Raw genomic sequence first — 21,347 nt, forward strand, 5'->3', positions numbered from 1 at the left:
TTAAGGCTTTAAAACTACCCAATTGGGTAATTACATTTTCTCTGATTTGGTTGTAAGTTTATTTTTTGAATTAATTTTCACTAAATTTAACACAACCAAACTTATTGATTATGAAACAATTAGTTACTATTTTCTGCATTTTGCTTTTCACTTTCCAAAGTGAGGCGCAGACCAAGCAAGCTCCAGAAGTTCCTTCCCCCATTATTTTTATTTATGATGCCAGTGGCTCTATGTGGGGCCAAATGCAAGGCAAAACGAAGATGGAAATTGCATCAACGGTGCTTTCCAATTCCATTAACGATTTTGCCGAAAACCAAAAAATTGGGCTCGTTGCTTACGGACATCGTAAAAAGGGAGATTGCCGAGATGTAGAAACATTGCTTCCTATTAGCAATACTTCAAAAAGCGAAGTAGCACTGGCCGTTAAAAACATCAAACCCTTGGGGATGACCCCCCTCGCCTATTCCGCAGAAATGGTTATGGAACAGCTTCGGAAAAGTAAGGAAAAAGCGACCATCGTTTTAATAACCGACGGTATAGAATCCTGCGACGGCGATATCTGCGATGTGGTAAAAGCCGCCAAAAAAGAAGGAATTGATTTTAAATTGCACATAGTAGGTTTCGGCTTAAAAGCTGGAGAAACCAAGCAGTTGGAATGTGCTGCAAAAGCCGGTGATGGCAACTATTACGACGCCGCCGATGCCAGTGGCTTAAGTGAGGCAATGACCGAAGTAGCATCAGAAACTGTAGATAAGCCAAAGGGAAATCACGGAGTTTATGCTACAATGAACGGTAAAGCCATAGATGCCTTGGTTACTGCATATAAAGCAGGCACCAAAAATAAAGCCGGAGGCACGCGCACCTATCGCGACACTTCCTTTGTGTATTTACCGCAAGAAACCTACGACCTTGAAATACGTCCCTTAGAAAATTCAAGAGTAGAACCCATTATTTTAAAAGGAATTAGAACCTCCAACGATAACAAAACCTATAGTATTATAAGTTTTGATGGTGGCAAGTTTGCCGTAACCTCTACCAATAATGGGGAAGGCTGGGATAGTACCGTAAAGATTCTGGATGCCGATGGAAAAACAGTTGGCGGTGGTCGTACTTACGGCAGAACTAAGGAATTTGAATTAAACGCAGGCACATACAGCGTTGTATTGCAAGCTATTAAACTAAATGGAATACATACCAAAGCCAAGGTAGAAAATCAAGTTGTAACCGCCGGGCAAACCACTGCTGTAGATTATAATTTTGAGTCGGGCACCCTAGAAGTTGTGCCAATGGGCGGAGGTAAAAATATAGATGCCACAGTTAATATTATTGAGGTAAACTCCCGTACTAGCGTAGGCGGCGGAAGATCATACGATCGAGGTGTAAAAATGAATATAAACCCAGGAACTTATGAAATAAAAGTCCGAGCACTGAAAAAAACAGGTTTTAGCGGCGATAAATCGGCGACGGTAACTGTTAAAAAAGGGGAAGCTATAAAGCAAACGTTCAACTATTAATTGTGAAACATGAATTATAATATATGTACTTTTTTTATAGTATTCTTTGGTTCACTACTTACTGTGGGAGCCCAAAGTGAATTGGGTGAAGGTTTTTTTTCACCAAATACAACAGAAGCCGAAACACTCTATTTATACGACATTCCAAACAGCAGAGCGGGCAGTCAGGAACGCCCTATAGACAGCATTACATTTATAAAGCGATATGCCAATCATGTGGATGGCATTGGTTACGCTCCTGAAGGTTTTGCTCCATTTAACGAAAAGTTGGATTATGGTGTTTTTTTAATTAGAGTAAAGCGATTGGGCCGGGATTATCACGAAATTATCATCAATGAAGAAACTGGCAAAACGGCTTATGTATCTGCTTGGCAAGGGAATTTCATAACCTGGGGCGAGTTTTTATTAAATTGCCATTCGGTGGAATTTATAGACAAAAATCAAAAAGTATTCGATAATCCAATGATAAAATCTGCCGGAAGAGTGGTGAGTCCCACAAATTTTAGGGCTCGCTACATTATGGGCGATTGGATGGAAGTAGAAATATTGGCAGACGATTACAACACTGTAAAGGGAAAAGGCTGGATACGTTGGAAAAAGGACGACAAACTGCTGATTAATTCAAATTTATTTTCCTGATTTCAACTCAGACCTACGAGGAAGTTTTGCAGAAAAGCAACACAATGCCTTGCAGGTAAATACATTCAAAAAAAATATCACGTCTCACATCTAATGTCTAATGTCTAATGTCTAATGTCTAATGTCTAAAAAATGAAAAACTTCTTTAAACCCGCCAAAATCGCCTTTTATATTTTAATGCTTATTACCTTTTTTATTGCTGGGCTGTATTTTGCCGGACTTATAGGAGCAGGGAAAGGACAAGGTTTGGCAGGCGGTGCCATTGTTTTGGGTTATGGGGTTCTCTTTGGGGGTATCGCTTTTATTGCTTCATTTTTTATTGCCTACTTTGTTTCCCATAAATTTATTGTAAACGCCAATATTGTATTGCTGGTAATAATTATAATTTCCTACGGTATAACCCATTACCGGTACAAACAGCGCCAAAAAGAAAAGGATAAAACCGAACAATTTCAATCTATTCCCACTACGCCAACCAAGCAGACGGAGCCCATTGGTATGGTAACATATTATAAAAATGATGCATCTAATTACACATCGATAAAAAATTCATTAAATGTAAATAACGATTTGGGCATCGGGTTTTTTAAGCCAAACTTTTTTCAATTCCCTACCCTATTCTTTTATGGAAATGTGACACAAGAAAAATCGGTATTCCAGCATACCCCCACAGATAGCCTGGCGTTGGGGAGAGATCAGTTTGGAGATTTCGCACTTATATCTGCTCCCCCCTGGCTTTGGCCGGAGGCTATGAATACATCTTTTGGCATTTTTTATTTTAAGGTGAAAACTCTTGGGCGCGAATTTATTGAAGTAGAAGTGAATTCCAAAACTGGGCAAACATCCTACCTCAATAAACACAATGGGGAGTTATTATTTTGGGCCGAATTTTTATTAACGGCTTCCTCACTTAATTTTATTGAAGGAAAAACACAAATTCCCAAAGAAAAACCTCTGGATTATGCAGGAGATATTAATACCCCTTTTGTGCATTTAACACCGTTGCAAGTAAAGGAAGATTGGATTCAGGTAATTTTAAAAGATAAAAATTATCGCGAATTGGGAAAAGGTTGGATCCGCTGGAAAATGAACGACCAATTAGTAGTAAAATACCAATTGCCCAACATTTAAACACATGAAAAGTAGCGTTTTAACGCCGCTATTTTTTTATAAAATTTTATTTAGCTTGTGCCGTTGTATATTTGTATTTTTGCAGCAAATACAACCGCTCCATTAATGGCCAAAAAAAAGAAGAAAACAACTAAAGCTCCGCGTAAAAAAATAGGTTTTTCGCTATCCAAACAACAAAAGATACTTTTGGGTAGCTTTTTGTTTTTATTGGGGCTTGCATTGGTGTTCTCTTTTATTTCTTACTTTTTTACGTGGCAGGCAGACCAAAGTGAATTAGGAAATTTTGCCGAGCGCAATCTTCCCACCCAAAACTGGCTCAACAAATTTGGCGCAAATGTGGCGCACTTTTTTATCTACGACGGCTTTGGTATTTCGGCTTTTATTTTTGCCTTTTTAGTAGCACTCACTGGTGTTTATTATTTTTTCGATTACCTTAAAAAGCAACTAATAAAATTTTGGTTTTGGGGATTGTTATTAATGCTTTGGGCCTCTGTTTTTTTCGGATTTTTCGGGGGTGAAGCTACCATTTTTAGTGGAATCGTAGGATTTGAAACAAACGATATTTTACAAGATTATTTAGGCTTAATCGGCGCTATGTTGGTCATGGTTTTTGTCCTTATTTTTTATTTGGTCGTAAGGCTTAAATTAACTCCAGAGATGGCAATTAGCCTATTTAGCAATACGAAAGAACAAATAGCTTCAGAATTTATTTCAGGTGAAACTGAGAAAACTACTGCCAAAAAAGTTTCAGAAGAAGAAGAAACATCCGAAACGAAAAAACCTGCACCCATCATTGAGGAAAAGGCAACACCAAAACCACCCGTAGTAGAAAAATTAATTTTAAAATCTGATGTTGAAGGCGATGTAGAAATGGAGGTAGAACAAACCGCTGACGAGGAAGAAATTGAAAATTTAAGCAATAAATTAGTCAAGGATTTTGGTGAATTCGATCCCAAACTGGAGCTCAGTAATTATAAATTCCCCAATTTAGAACTACTTCGCGATTATACTATTGGCGCTGGCATAACAATAGACCAAGAAGAACTTGAAGAAAATAAAAACCGCATAGTTGAAACGCTCAACAATTATAAAATAGGTATTGCAAATATAAAAGCTACCGTTGGCCCAACGGTTACCTTATATGAAATTGTGCCTGATGCGGGGATTCGAATTTCAAAAATTAAAAACCTCGAGGACGATATTGCGCTTTCGCTTTCCGCTTTGGGAATCAGAATTATTGCGCCTATTCCGGGTCGCGGCACTATTGGTATTGAAGTACCCAATAAAAACGCCAAAATTGTTTCGATGCGTTCGGTGATTGCATCGGCAAAATTTCAAAATGCCGAAATGGAACTTCCCATCGCCTTTGGAAAAACCATTAGCAACGAAACTTTTGTAGTAGATCTTGCCAAAATGCCGCATATGTTAATGGCAGGCGCAACGGGTCAAGGAAAATCGGTTGGGTTAAACGCTGTATTAACTTCACTTTTATATAAAAAACATCCCGCAGAAGTAAAATTTATTTTGGTAGATCCAAAAAAGGTAGAACTTACGCTTTTCAACAAAATTGAGCGCCATTATTTAGCAAAATTGCCGGATACCGAAGAGGCAATTATTACCGATACAAACAAGGTTATACACACATTAAATTCACTGTGTATTGAAATGGATGCGCGCTACGATTTATTGAAAGACGCAATGGTGCGTAATATTAAGGAATACAACACCAAGTTTAAAAACAGGAAGTTAAACCCAAATGAAGGCCATCGATTTTTACCGTACATTGTCCTGATAATAGACGAATTTGCCGATTTAATAATGACCGCCGGAAAGGAGGTTGAAACGCCAATAGCCCGCTTGGCACAGCTGGCACGTGCTATCGGAATTCATTTAATAATTGCTACCCAGCGACCTTCGGTTAACGTAATTACGGGAATTATAAAAGCCAACTTCCCGGCGCGAATTGCGTTTAGAGTAACTAGCAAAATTGATTCACGTACCATTTTAGACAATTCGGGAGCCGATCAACTTATTGGGCGTGGCGATATGCTTTATACCCAAGGTAACGAGTTAACCCGTATTCAATGTGCCTTTGTAGATACGCCCGAAGTTGCCGATATCACAGATTTTATCGGGTCGCAAAAAGCGTATCCCGATGCTTATCTATTACCTGAATATGTAGGTGAAGAGGGTGGCACAACTATTGATAATGACATATCGGAACGCGACAAACTATTTCGCGAAGCCGCAGAAGTATTGGTAATTGCACAACAAGGTTCGGCTTCATTATTGCAGCGAAAGCTAAAATTGGGGTATAACCGGGCGGGCAGAATAATAGACCAAATGGAAGCGGCCGGAATTGTTGGTCCCTTTGAGGGCAGTAAGGCACGCCAGGTTTTGGTTCCCACAATTGACGCATTAAATCAACTATTAGATAACGAAACTAATGATAATTAAAATGAAGAAAATCAGTCTGCTATTAATCGCACTTACACTTACAACTATCGCACAGGCGCAAGATGCCAAGTCGTTGCTAAAAGAAGTTTCTGAAAAAGTTAAAAGCTACGATAATATTGCAATCGACTTTAAATACAACTTGAATAACAGCAAAGAAAACGTAAACCAAGAAACTCGTGGCGATGTAACGCTACAGGGAGATAAGTACGTTTTAAATATGCTCGGAACTACTCGTATTTTTGACGGAAAAAATATTTATACTATTGTTCCCGAAGATGAAGAAGTAACCATTTCGGCTTATAATCCAAAGGACGATAAAGATATTACGCCTTCAAAAATGTTGACTTTTTACGAAAAGGGATACAACTATAAAATGGATATTGAGCAAAATGTAAAGGGTAGAAAAATTCAGTATATTAAACTTATCCCAATCGATTCAAAAGCTGAAATTAAAGATATTCTTTTAGGTGTAGATGTTCAAACAAAGCATATTTACAAGCTTATACAAACAGATTCCAAAGGAACAAAATACACCCTTACCGTTAATTCCTTTAAAACAAATCAACCTGTTTCCAAAACCTTGTTTACTTTTGATGAGGCCAAATATAAAAAGGACGGCTACTACATAAATAAGCTATAAACGCATAAGTGAAAATACTAGACAGGTACATATTGGTTACATATTTGAAGACGTTTTTAAGCGTCTTCATTATTTTAATGTTCATATTTGTCCTGCAGACCATTTGGTTATATATTTCTGAACTTGCCGGCAAGGATTTAGATGTTTGGATTATATTAAAATTTCTTTGGTATGTTTCACCCAGATTAATTCCGTTGGTATTGCCGCTTACCATTTTGGTAACTTCCTTAATGGTTTTTGGGAGCTTCGCCGAAAAATACGAGTTTGCCGCCATGAAATCTACCGGCATTTCCTTACAACGTGCCATGGGTGGGGTTATTGGCTTTATTGTAGTACTTTCAATTACTGCGTTTTTTTTCGCCAACAGCGTTATCCCCTATTCTGAATACAAGTGGCAGAATTTACGGCGAAATATCTCGCAATTTCAACCTTCGATGGTTATTTCCGAAGGACAATTTAGCCAGATTGGAGAGTTGTTCAATATAAAAGTGGAAGAGAAAAGTGGCGATAGAGGCCAATTTTTAAAAGATGTAGTAATCCATAAAAAGAATGAAGCGAAACCCAATGGCAATTTTACCGTAATTATTGCAAACAACGGCGAGCTTGCTAGCCAAGAAGGCAGCAATACCCTTTCGCTTATTTTGAACGAAGGAAATTATTACGAAGAAATTCAAAGCAACAAACCCGGCCAACAAAAAGGGGAGCCTTTCGCAAAAAGCTATTTTGAAGAATACGCCATCAATATTGACCTTACAGAACTGAACAATCAGGACATTGATAAGGAAAATAATTTGAACAATCAGAATATGTATAATATTAGCGAATTACACGTAGAAATTGATTCGCTTTCAAAAAGTTACAGTACCGACATTCAAAGCTACACTAAAAATATGTACTACCGTAGTGGTGTGGAAAAGTTTAAGGAAAACAATATAAGCGATACCGCAAAATTACCTGCTATAAACTCCATTCTCGAAATTTACAAACCTGCGCAACAGCTGCAAATAATTAAACTGGCATTAAACAACGCTAAAGGAACATTACAAACCGTTGATGCCAAAAAAGTAGAATTTAAAAACAAAACCAAAAGATTAAACAAGACCGAAATTGCACTGCATGAAAAATATGCCTTGGGTGTTGCGTGTATTATTTTATTTTTTGTGGGGGCGCCGCTCGGAGCCATTATCAGAAAAGGCGGAATGGGGTTACCGATGGTGGTGGCAATTTTACTCTTTTTAACCTATCATTTTATCGGAATATTTGCGAAAAACAGTGCCGAAGATGGCACCATGCATCCGTTTATTGCTACTTGGTTGAGCACGGCAATAATGTTTCCGCTAAGTATTTGGCTAACCTATCGCGCCACAACGGACCAAGGTATTTTTGATTTTGATAGCTTTATGCAGCGAATTGGGCGTTTGTTTGGCAAAAAGCCATCGGAAGAAATAGCTGAAAAAGAGGAAATTTCCATCTTACTTACACAGCAGGAAAAAGCCTTGATTTTATCGAGAACCGAAACCCAGCTTAAAGATATTGTAAAAAATTATCGTCAGTATGGTTATTCCGAAGAAGTACGAAACGCCGCTTTACAACAACTTAGCTTAAAGGGATATTCTGAAATGGAACTCAAAATGAGTGGCGATTTTGAGAATAGGGAATATTCTTCCGCCTTGCAAAGTTTTAAAGAATCTTCTAGTTTTTCAAAAAAAGCATTGGTTGCCTATTTCGCTTCCATTATTAGTGTTTTAGGAATGATTTTATTTAACAATATAGATTTAACCATGTCCGAAACCTTAAAACTAATTTCTCAAATTGGGCAGATTATTTCGCTTGTTGCCTTATATGTTTTTGCAATTAAATCTCTTTTAAGCAGCTCAAAATTTTATAAAGTTTTAGGGAAAGATCAAGACACCGGTGCCTGGATAATATTTATGTTGCTAGGCCCCGTTATTTATGTGTTTCTTCACTTTAACCACATAAAGAAAATGAAGGAGGAATTACAGATGATAAATTAATTTTTCTAAAAATTATAGGGTTTCGGCAGTACTTCCGACACCTCATAAATTTATAGTTTTATTGAATTTTAATTTTTAACCTTCAGTACTTCAGCAACACGATAACCAACCTATTTAATTATGTACTCCCGTATTGTTTTGGCCGGATATCGGTTACTTTTAAAATAACCAAAGTAAACTAATTTGGCATGGCTAATTATAGACGTTTCTATTATCTTTGCACAACATATTTAAAGCTATGATTTCCACAGAAAAAGAAAAATCAATTCAACTCAACACTATAGAAGAAGCCATTGAAGATATTCGCAATGGAAAGGTAATTATTGTTGTTGACGACGAAAACCGTGAAAACGAAGGAGATTTTATTGCCGCCGCCGAAATGGTAACGCCAGAGATGATTAATTTTATGGCTACCCACGGACGCGGACTTATTTGCGCACCACTTACCGAAGAACGCTGCAAGGAGCTCGATTTAAATATGATGGTAGAAAACAACACCGTGCTTCACCATACGCAATTTACAGTTTCAATAGATTTAATTGGTCACGGTTGTACAACGGGAATATCTGTTCACGACCGATCTAAAACCATTAAATCGTTGGTTGAGGAAACCACCAAAGCTAGCGATTTGGGAAGGCCTGGGCATATTTTTCCGCTTCGTGCCAAACAAGGCGGTGTTTTAAGAAGAACGGGGCACACGGAAGCTGCAATAGATTTAGCGCGTCTTGCCGGCTTAAAGCCCGCTGGAATTTTAGTTGAAATTTTAAACGAAGACGGTACTATGGCACGTCTTCCCGAGTTAATAAAGGTTGCCAAAAAGTTTGATCTTAAACTTATTTCAATTGAAGATTTAGTGAAATACCGCATGGAGCACGATTCTTTAATAGAAAAAAAGGAAGATTTTAAAATAAATACAAAATTTGGCGATTTTAGACTTCGCGCATATAAACAAACTACCAACGACCAAATTCATATTGCCCTTACAAAAGGCAATTGGAAGGAAAATGAACCCGTTTTAGTTCGTGTTAATGCCACCTTAGTAAATAGCGATATTTTAGGAACGCTTACCAACAACGCCGAACAAAAATTAGACGATATGTTTAATGTTCTGAATAAGGAAGGTAAAGGCGCTATTGTATTTATAAACCAGCAGAGCCAGTCTTTGAATTTACTGAGCAGATTAAAAGAGCTTAGAGAAAACCAAAAGCCAAATGAAATTGCCAAAGCACCCCGTATTGAAATGGATGCCAAAGATTTTGGAATTGGCGCTCAAATACTCCACGACTTGGGAATACACAAAATTAAACTTCTCTCCAATAGCGAACAGACCAAACGTGTAGGGATGATTGGTTACGGTTTAGAAATAATGGAATACATTAAGTATTAATTAGAAATCGCTACCTATTTAACTACGAACACAAATCTATTTTGTTCTCAGACGCGAATATAGAGGAAGTTCCAAATTATACACTTTACTTATCTGCAGGAATTATCTGCAGGGCAGCGCTTTTAGTTCTCCCTCAATTTCATCTGCTCGCGTTAACATAAAGTCTGGAGAATGAAAATAATTTATATAGTCTATGAACGTAATATAAGATGATAACTTCGTTTTTTCCCAATCGCTGTCGGTGCTCTCATGAACTTTCTTCATAAAATCATCTAAATCAGAATAATCGAAATTATTCAAATCTGATGGATTTGAACCATTTTGGAGCGCATGGCAACCATTTTTTATAAAATGGGGTATAAATGATGCTTCACCATAAGGATTACCCACCTTTTCAGATAAATATTCTAAGTCTTGGAAAAAGGCGATAACTCTCTCATTCTCCGTATTAAAGCAATGTTCCTTTACTAATTCATATAAAATTAGAATCGCATACTCTATTTTATCACTATTGAATTCATCGGGACAGTAGATTTGTGTTCCAGCCGAAAGAACGGCCAACGAGTGCAGTTCTAAGGCATCCTTTTTTCTCAAACAATTGCTACCTGCTTTATCGATTAAAGCAGTACTTTCCAATAATTTTTTATGATAGACATGCATTAATTCAAGACAGCGTTGTTCTAGCGGCAAATTGGTTACAGTATTTACGGTTTTTGCCATATCGCCTATAAAATCTTCCATGGCTTTGGTATTGGCGGCATCTTTACCACTATCAGTGGCATCGCCGCGTTCTTTTTTAACGTCTTCAATAAGATCGTTAACGCTAATCTGGGTGTACGATATTGTGGGTAGGGCAAAACACATTAAACATACTATTGCGTATAGAGATTTCAAATAATAAATATTTTAAAAAGTTTTACATGCCGCTGTAATCTGCTTTGCGTATGGTAAATGGTTGTTCTTTAATTGAAGTACAAATCATATGCATATTGTCTCTCTTCCGCTTGTTGGAAGTATATTCCACTTCCATCATCATAGAATTTTTATCAAAAGGAATAGTGGGTGCATTATTATCTTTTTGCATTTTTTCCATACTTGCAAACATGCCTACAAAGCTAACGGGTGCTTCATTAGTAATGTAAATTTTACTAGTGCCTTCCTCCTGTTTTACCAAATAACCTTTGCACTTGTAGCCTAAAATTGTTTTTCCGGCAATTGGGGTAATGTTTATATTATCTACATTATTTTCTTCACCGCTCTGCCCCTTTTCAATCATTTCCTGCATTTTTTCGCCTAAAGGCATACGCATTTTCATCGCGGTTTTTTGTCCGTCATTATCCATAAACATTACCATGGCTTGATTTTCTAAATCATACACTATAACGTTTTTATTTTTTTCTTCTGGCATAGCATTTCCAAAATAGCCCGCATTTGGTTGTACATAATATTTTAAAGTTGACTGATCCTTATTAGAAGTAATCTTCATATCAATCATATATTGAAACGTATAAGCATCTGGGATCCCCTCCATGCCACCGCCAAAAATGTTCATTGCTCGTTGTTCTACCTTTGCTTTTTCCTCTTCGGTAAGTTCGTCGGAGTTAGCCTCTTCATCGTTCGATTTTTTTTCATCTCCGCCCTGTATTACACCGTCGATGGTTTTATCTGTAGATTTTGATACTTCGCGGTCTGTTTTGTTTAAAACAGTTCTCTCCACCGCATTTTCTGCTGTTTTCTTAAGTTTTTTTAGAAATTGAGCCTGTGCAGTTGTACCTAAAAAAAAGATAGCCAATAAAATAAGTAAATGTTTAGTCTTCATAATTTTTTAATGATTTATGTTTTTATAAAAGTTTTTACGTTAATCAATTTTTTTCGACTTTAAATCAAAAGGTATTTTATAACCATCGTTAAAATACTAAATAAAATTAAATATAGAAAAATCTCTTTAATTCTACCTCCCTTAATAGTTTAATTAATAAGTATATAGTAAGGGTTTGATAGCAAGTTTTTATGAATTATAAATTTATTGTCGGAGATCCTACAATTTATTTCGAAGCTATTTTGAAGAATAAAAGTATAAAAAAACCCAGCCGAAAAATGTACTGAGTTTTTGAATTAAATTGGTTAAAAATCTAGTTCAACCTATGAAAACATAATTTATAAAAGCATTACAATACCGATGCAATTGCTTTTTTTAACGCCTCTGCCCGCTCGTGAACCTGCTTTTCTTTCCATCCTATTTTTATTAATGAAGAAATAGTTCTACTCATTATAGCATCACTTTTAGAAAAATCTGTGTTGTTTAAATCTTGCATCTGGTTTTTTACTTCGGCAGGAAGATTGCCGAGTGATTTTAAATTGCGAAGGTGTTCCCAACCATTTATGTAATGCCAGTTGTTTGTGTACCAATAAAAACAAGCATCTACTCCAGCATCAATTAATGCTTTGTGCGCTTTTTGGGTAAGTTCTTCTGTAGGGAGATAAAAACTTAAAAACGAATAATTTTCTTCACCACCTTCGGGAACTTTTCTAAAGGTTACTCCCTGTACTGTTTCCAAAGCATTACGAAGAATGGTATAATTATCTTTCTGAATTTTTAAAATACCGTCTAATTTATCTAGCTGTGCCAAACCAACGGCAGCATTTAATTCTGAAATTCTAAAATTATACCCTAAAAAAGGATGTGATTCGGCACCGCGATCGTTACCTATGTGGTCGTGACCGTGATCCTGATAGTGATCTGCATGGAGGGCATATTTTTTATTATTGGTTAAAACAGCTCCCCCTTCGCCACAGGTAATAGTTTTTACATAATCGAATGAAAAACACCCTAAATCGCCATAACTTCCTAAAGCTTTGCCTTCGTAGGTGCCACCAATAGCTTGGCATGCGTCTTCTAACAGAATAAGATTGTGTTCTTTGCAGATGGCTTTTAACGCTCTTAAATCTGCCATAGAGCCGCACATATGTACGGGCATTACACATTTGGTTTTGGGTGTAATTGCAGCTTCCACTGCTTTTGGATCTACTGTTAAAGTATCATCAATATCAACCAAAATAGGTACGGCTCCCAAGGCCAAAATAGACTCAAAACTAGCAACAAACGTAAAAGTTGGCATAATTACCTCATCGCCTGCACCAATGCCAGCAGAAGCTAAAGCTACGGTTAGCGCTGCAGTGCCGCTAGAAACCAATTGGCAATATTTTGCGTCCATTCGTTTTGCAAAAGCTGTTTCAAATTCCAGTGCTTTCCAATGATTGTTGCGCATTCCATCAAAACCATAGCGCATTAAAACTCCTGATTCTAAAACGTCGTTTACTTGTTTGCGCTCTTCGGCGCCGAAAATTTCAAATCCGGGCATTTTTTAAATATTAAGGTTAATGTAATTTTTAATTTATAGGTATCCTTCAAAGATAAGGGTGTAGATTAAAAAACTGATAAATTTTTATAATAAATTAATCTATCACAATTGTAAGTTCATCTACCCCGCGACGTACTTTTTTAAGGTTAATAAAGAAATCTGATTCGTCTCGATAGCCAACCGGAAGTACAATTACAGACTCCAAACCTTTTTTATCTAGACCGAGGAGTGCGTCGTATTTTTCAGATTGAAAACCTTCCATCGGGCAGGCATCAATTTTTTCTACGGCGCAAACCGTTAATAAAGCACCCAAGGTTAGGTAGAGTTGGTTTATCATCCAATCTTTTATCTCGGCACTATTTTTTTCGGTGAAAGACTCGATAAGATCCTTTTCAAAGGGTTCTAAAATGGTACGTGGCGTTTTTCGCAACCCTTCCACCCGCTTAAAATGATCTACAATAAAGTTTTCATCAATGCTTTTTTCAATACAAAGTATTAAAACGTGGGAAGCGTCCCGAACTTGCGATTGGTGATAGGAAAGAGGCATTAATTGCTCCTTTAATTTAGGGTTGGAAACCACGATTAGTTTTAACGGCTGCAACCCAAAAGACGTGGCTGTTAAATTGAAGGTTTGCTTTAGGATTTTCAACTTTTCATCCGAAAGCATTTTTGATGGATCGAATTTTTTTGTTGCGTATCGCCAATGTAAATTATCAATTATATTTGAAGACATTTATTTGAATAAATTAGAGAAATACAAAAATACTGATAAAAGTATTACTGCATATTTTTTAGTAATGTTCCTCATTTTAATTACTTATAATTTTATAAAAATATAATTGCAAAAAGAGTTAGAATATTTAAAAAAGCTTTTTATATTTGCACCCGCATTAAGGCAAATAGCTTTATGAGGCACTCAAGGAGAAATGGCAGAGTGGTCGAATGCGGCAGTCTTGAAAACTGTTGAGGGTCACACCTCCGGGGGTTCGAATCCCTCTTTCTCCGCTTAGAGATTATCAAATCTCCCAAAAACCCGATAAACACTATGTTTATCGGGTTTTTACATTTTCTTCAATATCAAACAAAATCATATAATATTAAATAAAGAGTGCGGGATTCGGTGCGGAAATTTTTAGTCGAATATACGCACCGAATTATTTGTTAAATGTTGCTATATAGGCTTTTATATCGATTTTAAATAATTATTTTTTGTATCTTTAAGGATAACAAAAAGTACGCACCGATGCAAACTACATTTTCCATCCTATTTTACCCAAGAGGAAATGATATTGATAGAAATGGAAACGCCCCTATTTACGCACGAATTACTGTTAATGGTAAGAGAAGTGAGTTTAGTATAAAACGTAAAGTGCAAAAAACGGGCATAGTATACCACCCACAGCGGATTAATGTGAGCATAGCGCGGCGGGTGAAAGTGAACCACCTGGAGCGGGTGAAAGTGAACCACTAAAAATCGATTCTATTTGTAACGCTTTAAATATCTTTTTAAAAAAAGATATTATGGCCAACAAGCAAATAGATATGCGAAAAATAAAACAGGTTTTCAAACTTTACAGTGAGGGCGTCAGTAAGCGTAAAATAAGCCTTCAGCTAGGATTATCACGCAATACCATCACTAAATATATCGATTTCTTTAATCGGTACCATCTGACAAGCTATGAAGTGTCCGCGATGACACTCGAGGAACTGAACAGGCTCCTTAAGACCGACCAAAAGGGCAAGAGCCAACAGCTCTTGACCCTAGAGAAGTACTTTCCCTCCTTTGACAAGGAACTGCGCAAAACGGGCGTGACCAAGGAACTGCTCTGGCAAGAGTACTTTGCCAAGCACCCAGATGGCTACAGGCTTTCCCAGTTCAGGTATTGGTACAGGGAATGGGTAAAGGAAGTATCCCCGGTCATGCACTTCACACATAAGGCCGGCGATAAACTTTTCATTGATTTTACGGGCAAGAAGCTTTCCATTGTAGATCGCTATACGGGGGAGATACAGGAACTGGAGGTCTTTGTCTGCGTACTGGGCAGTAGCCAATACACGTATGTTGAGGCCTGTGAGAGCCAAAAGAAAGAGGACTTCATAGGCTGTGTGGAAAACGCTCTCTGGTTCTATGGCGGCGTACCACAGGCCCTGGTGCCCGATAACCTAAGGGCCGCAGTCACCAAGAGCAGCCGTTATGAGCCTAAGGTAAACGAGACCTTTGTAGATTTTGCCGAGCACTATGAAACGGCGGTACTTCCCACCAGGGCCTACAGGCCCAGGGACAAGGCCATCGTTGAGAACGCAGTGCGCATAATATACACCCGTGTCTTTGCGCCATTGCGTAACCAGACCTTCCATACCAAGGCCGCCCTGAACAAGGCCATACTGGAGCTTCTAAAAATCCATAACAGTACATCTTTTAGGGGACGTGAATATTCCCGCCATTCGTTATTCGAAGAGATTGAAAAGCACCAGCTCAGGCCCTTGCCCGCCCAGCGCTATGAGATCAAACGCTACGCCAATGCGACGGTCCATAAAAACAGCCATATTTATTTTAGCAAGGACAAGCACTATTATAGCCTGCCCTATCAGCATATAGGCAAGCGCGTAAAAGTGGTCTACTCAGATAGCGAAATAGAGATCTACTGCCAGCACGAACTGCTTACGGTCCATCCAAGGGCGAGACAGAAATATGGATATAGCACAATAAAGGAACACATGCCTTCCCATCATCGCTTTATCAGCGAGTGGAGCAGTGAAAAGTTCATTGCCTGGGCGTCGCAGATAGGTGTCCACTGCAAGTCGCTGATCATCCATATACTGGAAAAGAAACAACATCCCGAGCAATCCTATAAATCGTGCCTGGGCATATTGCACCTCACCAAAAAGGTAGGCAATACCCGGCTGGACAATGCCTGTAAGCGCGCCCTGGATTATGGCGCGTACAATTATAACATCATAGAGCGTATCCTTAAAAATGGATGGGACACCCTAGATGAGGGCACCGAGGAACAGACCAATATCCCGCACCATTATAACATCAGGGGGAGCCATTATTATAAATAAATTAAAACCAAAAAACTATGAACACACAGACATTGGAACACATGAAACAGTTAAGGCTATACGGTATGCACAGGGCCTTTGACAGCAGTCTTTCGCCACAGAGTATAACCTATACCCGAGATGAACTCGTAGCATATCTCATCCAAAGTGAATGGGATGACCGCCAAAACCGAAAAATAGAGCGGATGACAAAGGCCGCACGCTTTAGGTACAGTGCGGTAATGGAGGCCATAGATTTTGATGCCTCGAGAGCACTGGACAAAAACCAGATACAGCGCTTTGCGAGCTGTGATTTTATACGGCAAAAACAGAACATACTTATTACGGGAAGTACCGGTGCCGGAAAAAGTTATATGGCATCGGCCATTGGGCACCAGGCCTGTTCATTGGGATTTAAGGTTATGTACTACAATACCAACAAACTCTTTACCATGCTCAAGACATCAAAAGCAGATGGGTCTTATTTAAAGCAGATCAATAAACTGGAAAAACAGGATCTCCTCATTTTGGATGACTTTGGCCTTAATGCCCTGGATGCCCTGAACAGACATTCCTTTATGGAAATCATTGAGGACCGACATGGTGAGCACAGTATAATTATAGCCTCCCAATTACCAGTGGAAGCCTGGCATGAAATCATAGGGGAACAGACCATTGCAGATGCCATTTTGGACCGTCTTGTACATAATGCGCACAGAATAGATATCAAAGGGGAATCGATGCGCAAAAAAATGAAAAATAAATATTAAATTTAACCACAAATGAATCGATTTTGAGCACTTACTTTGCTATGCTCACTTTCATCCGCCGCAAGTGGCTCACTTTGTCCGCCCTATCCAATAAAGCAACAAATACGGTATTCATAATTCATAATGAGAATTTTATTTTGTGACTACACTTATCATTTTCTCCAATAATTCTGTTGGTTTTGGCCTTCTATATTTGTCGTCAATTTTGTTATCGAGGTAATGGGCGAAAGAGGCATAGCTCTCACTGATAATATCGTCAACTTGTTGTTGGTTTTTGAAGCGGTGGTTTTTCAAATTTATATTCAAATACTTGGAATGGTATTCCAACAGACAATCTTCAAAAGAAAGTTTACGGGTTTCAAAAAAGTGACTGTTATAAATTAGAGTGTCCATATCTATAATGATAAGACTTCTTACATTTTCTACATTCAAACCCTCTTCATTAAAATTGTGAGTGCATTTTTAAACCATCCATCAATTAGCTTATTCATTCCTGGCGTATTGAACATTCTGTAATGGACAATTAATATTGGATATATATGTGCTTTTTCAGAGGGTGCGTTTTTATCAAATGAAAGTGATTGGGTCAATATCTCTCTTATGGTGTCTTTAAGTTGTAACACTGCTTTTGACTTGCCTTTTTCATTTTCTACAAAGGTAATTTTAAGCTTTTCCAATACTTCATTATAATTGGTAGATTGCTTTATTTCCTTTCCTAAAAGAACATCTTTTGATTCAAACACAAATATTCTTTTGCCATTGCGCACATAATAATCCGGTGCTCCTTCAAATTCTGCATCCAATTCCTTACCGGACTTTTGTATAAATCTATTACCAAATATCTTCTTCAGTGTTTGATTCAATAAATATTGTTCAGAAAATTCCAAATTTTTAATGCCATAAAGGTTTTTTAACTGTTGGTTTTCCGGAAGCGTGGCATTGATGTCCTTAAAACGAAAATACAAGCCTTTGTAAATCATTTCTACAACAAATAATGGATAGATAATTCTATATTTTCCTTCATCTATTTTATAGAGCGGATAACTTCGAGTTTTGGTAAAATCAAAATCGGTTAACCTTTCATCATCCAGTTTTATATGTTTCTCAATAAACAATGAGAGTTCTTCCTGCTTGTCAGCCTCCAGATGTATTTCAGTTTGAGCCTCTCTTTTTGCGGTTAGCACGGGAAAAACAATACACAATAATTTATGAAGATACTTCTTGAAATTTGGGACATCATAATAATTATAAAATGCCTTGATTAGATGCTCGCTACCTTGAAATGATTCTAAAAACTCAAAGAAACTGTAGGCTTTCAAAAATTGACAGTAAAACACCTTATTTATTTGGTAGTCTGTAATATCGAAACTGTGCAGATTATTTCCTATGAAAAAATTCGTGAGATTGCCATTAATATCATATTCCTTAAAATTTTGTGCTAAATCCTTACCTCGTTCCGTAATTGTTTTTTGATTGAAAACAGTGTAGGCCTTGAAAAAATTGATTTCAATATCTAAAAATTCCTCTCTGCTATATTCCTTATTATCAAATTCGGCTGGATTATCGTAAACGTACTCAAAATAGGTAAGACTACTCATTGGATATAGGACTTCAAAACTTTCTATATCGAAATCATTTTCCCTTGCAAAAATTACCATCCGTTTATAAACACTATCTGCAAATTGAAAATTGGCTTCTGAAAAATATTCTGGCAAAAAGCCTGTAAGACCAGAAAATTTAGAACCGCTATTTTTAATTCCCAATAGAAAAGAACCCATTAACAATCGCATATCCTTGCCTAAATCCTTCAAATAATGGTCTATGGATTTTTGTTCTTCTTCAGGAAAGCAGACCTCGAAAGTTAATGGCATTTTAATTGTTACACCCATATTCTATAAAACATACCTTCATTTCTAACTTTTAATTTAACAATAGATTTTCTACCCACCTTTTCTACCCACTTAAGGAAGTATGTAATTAATTTTCCAATGGCCACCTTTTGCTCCACCCATTCTTTCAATAAGACCAATATCTTTTAGAGCATCAATATTATTATCAATGGCAGTAGGACTTAAGCCTATTATATCTTCAAGTTCTCTTTTAGAAACTTTATTATCTTTATGAATAGCTCTAATAATTCCAACTCTATTATCAGTAAGATTATCTACCCACTTATCTACCCACTTATCAAAATCAAAAGGTCTTCTAAATGTAACAGTAAATATACCTTCAGTATTAAATTCAGGTGGCGTTAAATCTTCTTCTACCATTAAATCCCTCATTCTACTGATACCAGAACCTACTTGTTCTACCATTCTAATTCTTTCAAATAGACCAAATATCAAAGGATTTCTACTTAAACTTCTTTTTCCAAATTCATTTTTAGGAATGCCACTAACAAGTCCGCCAGGATTTGAAACTTCAACTCTATCAGTAAAAACTTCAATGGAAATACGCGCACCTTTATCATAATAATCTCTATGTGCCAGCGCATTGATGATTGCTTCCTTAAACACTGTTTCGGGAATTTCCCAGAGTTCCTTACGTGGCTGTGAACCTACACCCTCAATATCATATCGAACATTAAGCTTTGTTTTAAGCCAAGCCATCGCTTGAAGGAATTGTTGATATAGCGTTCCTGCCATTGTCTTATCATCAACAATGTATCTTTTGTCAATACCATCCAAGGCAATACAACGAATTACTGCTTTTTCAAAAAACGTTTCGGGGTTTTTTGCGAAAAACAAAGCGGCACCATTTTTAAGATAACCTTCTTTTGTAATCAGTTTAAGATTTTGAAAAACCTGCTCATTGGAAATCGTGGAATTTAAACCTGCCAAATCCCTAAACTGAATAATATTGGCATCAGGAATATCTTGTACTATATCAATGGTTTTACAGGGTGCTTCATCGAAATATATTTTATCGGCCTGTTGAAAAAAATCCCTCATTTCCTCAACCGTTGTTAGTTTTTGGGAATTAGGGCCTTGGCGTACATAAATAGCACCCGAAAGTACATAAGGTTTGCTTTCGCCCGAAGGCACTTCAATTAGCACCAACTCTTTACCATCAACCTCTAACGGATAGATTTCACAATGTAATGCAGGTGTTATTTCGTTTATTGAATTTTGAAGTGCAGAGTGCTTTGCATTATTGAAAGTAATTCCTTGAATAACATTATTGTCATCCACACCTAATAAAATAGTGCCTCCTGCTGCATTGGCAAAGGCACAGATTTCTTCTGTGACCTCTTTGACCTTGTTTGGAATATTTCTCTTGAATTCCACATTATAGCCCTCTCCAGATGCAATCAAGGATTTTATTTCAGCGGTGCTTAACATAACTATTGTGATAACTATGGATGATTCACAAAGCTATTGAAATTGTTTTGGTTATTTATTTTTAATTTTCTTTAGTACAGTATTTCAAGGTTAATTTAAATTACCAGATACTCTAATTAAAAAATCAATAGTGTGGCAGCTCGCCGTTATCTTTTATATTAGTAACGTAATTAAATAGGTTTAAATCGATGGTAATCCAATACTCTTTTTCAGCTTCAACTTTTTGTTTAAGACCCTTGATTATTTTTAAGGATAAATTTCTAAAATCTTCTACTACTTGAGCTAAATCGTGTTCATAGAGTTCGTAATAGTCATCTTTAAAAACCTGTTTGCTTTTTAATTTCAACTCTCTTAAAGACAGAATTGGATGCTCAATTAATAAATAATCAGCAATAAAAAAGTAATTTCGATACATCGCTTCAAAAAAGATTAAATCCACAGATTCTATGGGCAAATGATAATCCCTGTAACTATGTTCATCTTGGAAATTGTGATAACGTTCCAAGGTTGATAAGAATGTTTTCATTTCATTTTCAAAGAGATTTCTTGAATCTTGAAAAGCATATCTCAATCTAAAAAGTGATGGTCCCGATTTTTTGTCAAAAAAGTCCATATCTTTTGATATGGAATAATTGAAGGTTTTTTGCTTTGCAAAAGTTAAAAAATTCTTTTTTATGAAATTTTTCACTGAAACGAAATACATTTCCTTTTTTTGGTTGTCCGTCACACATAGAAATACTGGTACTGGAAAGCGATACCAATAATTACTCGTTGATATTTTTATATTGGATATGGTTAGTGTATTATCTAAATTCCAATCTATAGTATCTTTAGATTTGAGTTGTATGGATGCTAAATCCCCTGTCAGTCGATTTTTTTCATTTACCAATTCCACATAACAATCAATCCCATAATCTCTTTCTGTGACGGACAATCCAATTATCTGGAATGTGATTTGCAAATATTTTAAATGACGCAGATTCAGAAATGTGCTGCGGTACTCGTTGTGGTAGTTGCATATTTTCCTATTTATTCTTATTCCGTGA

18 protein-coding genes and 1 tRNA gene are annotated in these 21,347 nt (G+C 36.9%); 11 read left to right on the forward strand and 8 right to left on the reverse strand.

The window, feature by feature from the left end; translation table 11 throughout:
• Positions 1 to 110: 110 nt before the first annotated feature.
• The 7 genes from QCQ61_RS14285 (at position 111) to ribB (ending at position 9,783) form a co-directional block, all read left to right on the forward strand.
• The gene (locus tag QCQ61_RS14285) at positions 111 to 1,514 is read left to right on the forward strand and encodes a vWA domain-containing protein (RefSeq protein ID WP_279448328.1); all 1,404 of its coding nucleotides are present in this window, start codon (positions 111 to 113) and stop codon (positions 1,512 to 1,514) included.
• Between the two features lie 9 nt (positions 1,515 to 1,523).
• A complete protein-coding gene (locus tag QCQ61_RS14290; protein WP_279448329.1) occupies positions 1,524 to 2,153 on the forward strand; it encodes a hypothetical protein in 630 nt (209 codons plus the stop codon).
• Positions 2,154 to 2,285: 132 nt separating this feature from the next.
• The gene (locus tag QCQ61_RS14295; protein ID WP_279448330.1) at positions 2,286 to 3,284 is read left to right on the forward strand and encodes a hypothetical protein; all 999 of its coding nucleotides are present in this window, start codon (positions 2,286 to 2,288) and stop codon (positions 3,282 to 3,284) included.
• A gap of 105 nt (positions 3,285 to 3,389) precedes the next feature.
• A complete protein-coding gene (locus QCQ61_RS14300) occupies positions 3,390 to 5,741 on the forward strand; it encodes an FtsK/SpoIIIE family DNA translocase (RefSeq protein WP_279448331.1) in 2,352 nt (783 codons plus the stop codon).
• A gap of 1 nt (position 5,742) precedes the next feature.
• A complete protein-coding gene (lolA1, locus tag QCQ61_RS14305; protein ID WP_279448332.1) occupies positions 5,743 to 6,381 on the forward strand; it encodes an outer membrane lipoprotein periplasmic chaperone LolA1 in 639 nt (212 codons plus the stop codon).
• 77 nt (positions 6,382 to 6,458) lie between these two features.
• On the forward strand, positions 6,459 to 8,396 hold the full coding sequence (locus QCQ61_RS14310; RefSeq protein ID WP_431605792.1) for an LptF/LptG family permease: 1,938 nt from the start codon (positions 6,459 to 6,461) through the stop codon (positions 8,394 to 8,396).
• Between the two features lie 238 nt (positions 8,397 to 8,634).
• Entirely contained in the window at positions 8,635 to 9,783 is a 1,149-nt protein-coding gene (gene ribB, locus QCQ61_RS14315; protein WP_279448333.1) for a 3,4-dihydroxy-2-butanone-4-phosphate synthase, read from the forward strand.
• Between the two features lie 102 nt (positions 9,784 to 9,885).
• Here the strand turns inward: ribB and QCQ61_RS14320 are convergent, their stop codons facing one another.
• The 4 genes from QCQ61_RS14320 to QCQ61_RS14335 all read right to left on the reverse strand — a co-directional run bounded on the left by QCQ61_RS14320 (position 9,886) and on the right by QCQ61_RS14335 (position 13,878).
• Entirely contained in the window at positions 9,886 to 10,677 is a 792-nt protein-coding gene (locus QCQ61_RS14320) for a hypothetical protein (RefSeq protein WP_279448334.1), read from the reverse strand.
• A 22-nt stretch (positions 10,678 to 10,699) separates the two neighbouring features.
• Entirely contained in the window at positions 10,700 to 11,602 is a 903-nt protein-coding gene (locus QCQ61_RS14325; RefSeq protein WP_279448335.1) for a DUF4412 domain-containing protein, read from the reverse strand.
• Between the two features lie 349 nt (positions 11,603 to 11,951).
• A complete protein-coding gene (locus tag QCQ61_RS14330) occupies positions 11,952 to 13,145 on the reverse strand; it encodes a DegT/DnrJ/EryC1/StrS family aminotransferase (protein WP_279448336.1) in 1,194 nt (397 codons plus the stop codon).
• A gap of 94 nt (positions 13,146 to 13,239) precedes the next feature.
• A complete protein-coding gene (locus tag QCQ61_RS14335; RefSeq protein WP_279448337.1) occupies positions 13,240 to 13,878 on the reverse strand; it encodes an NAD(P)H-dependent oxidoreductase in 639 nt (212 codons plus the stop codon).
• Positions 13,879 to 14,065: 187 nt separating this feature from the next.
• Here QCQ61_RS14335 and QCQ61_RS14340 point away from each other — a divergent pair.
• The 4 genes from QCQ61_RS14340 (at position 14,066) to istB (ending at position 16,960) form a co-directional block, all read left to right on the forward strand.
• Positions 14,066 to 14,150: transfer RNA gene (locus QCQ61_RS14340), tRNA-Ser, on the forward strand.
• A 238-nt stretch (positions 14,151 to 14,388) separates the two neighbouring features.
• Positions 14,389 to 14,616, forward strand: a complete 228-nt coding sequence (locus QCQ61_RS14345) for an Arm DNA-binding domain-containing protein (protein ID WP_279448338.1) — start codon at positions 14,389 to 14,391, stop codon at positions 14,614 to 14,616.
• A 50-nt stretch (positions 14,617 to 14,666) separates the two neighbouring features.
• Entirely contained in the window at positions 14,667 to 16,211 is a 1,545-nt protein-coding gene (gene istA, locus QCQ61_RS14350) for an IS21 family transposase (RefSeq protein ID WP_279448339.1), read from the forward strand.
• A gap of 17 nt (positions 16,212 to 16,228) precedes the next feature.
• Positions 16,229 to 16,960 (forward strand): IS21-like element helper ATPase IstB, encoded by a 732-nt coding sequence (gene istB / locus QCQ61_RS14355; RefSeq protein WP_279448340.1) that lies wholly within the window; start codon positions 16,229 to 16,231, stop codon positions 16,958 to 16,960.
• A gap of 132 nt (positions 16,961 to 17,092) precedes the next feature.
• Here istB and QCQ61_RS14360 read toward each other — a convergent pair whose 3' ends face one another.
• The 4 genes from QCQ61_RS14360 to QCQ61_RS14375 all read right to left on the reverse strand — a co-directional run bounded on the left by QCQ61_RS14360 (position 17,093) and on the right by QCQ61_RS14375 (position 21,262).
• A complete protein-coding gene (locus QCQ61_RS14360; protein ID WP_279448341.1) occupies positions 17,093 to 17,353 on the reverse strand; it encodes a hypothetical protein in 261 nt (86 codons plus the stop codon).
• Between the two features lie 35 nt (positions 17,354 to 17,388).
• The gene (locus tag QCQ61_RS14365) at positions 17,389 to 18,849 is read right to left on the reverse strand and encodes a hypothetical protein (RefSeq protein WP_279448342.1); all 1,461 of its coding nucleotides are present in this window, start codon (positions 18,847 to 18,849) and stop codon (positions 17,389 to 17,391) included.
• 72 nt (positions 18,850 to 18,921) lie between these two features.
• A complete protein-coding gene (locus tag QCQ61_RS14370; protein ID WP_279448343.1) occupies positions 18,922 to 20,301 on the reverse strand; it encodes an RNA-binding domain-containing protein in 1,380 nt (459 codons plus the stop codon).
• Between the two features lie 124 nt (positions 20,302 to 20,425).
• The gene (locus QCQ61_RS14375; RefSeq protein ID WP_279448344.1) at positions 20,426 to 21,262 is read right to left on the reverse strand and encodes a DUF4365 domain-containing protein; all 837 of its coding nucleotides are present in this window, start codon (positions 21,260 to 21,262) and stop codon (positions 20,426 to 20,428) included.
• Between the last annotated feature and the right edge of the window lie 85 nt (positions 21,263 to 21,347).

The sequence above is a fragment of the Aequorivita marisscotiae genome, assembly GCF_029814825.1.
GTDB lineage: Bacteria > Bacteroidota > Bacteroidia > Flavobacteriales > Flavobacteriaceae > Aequorivita > Aequorivita marisscotiae.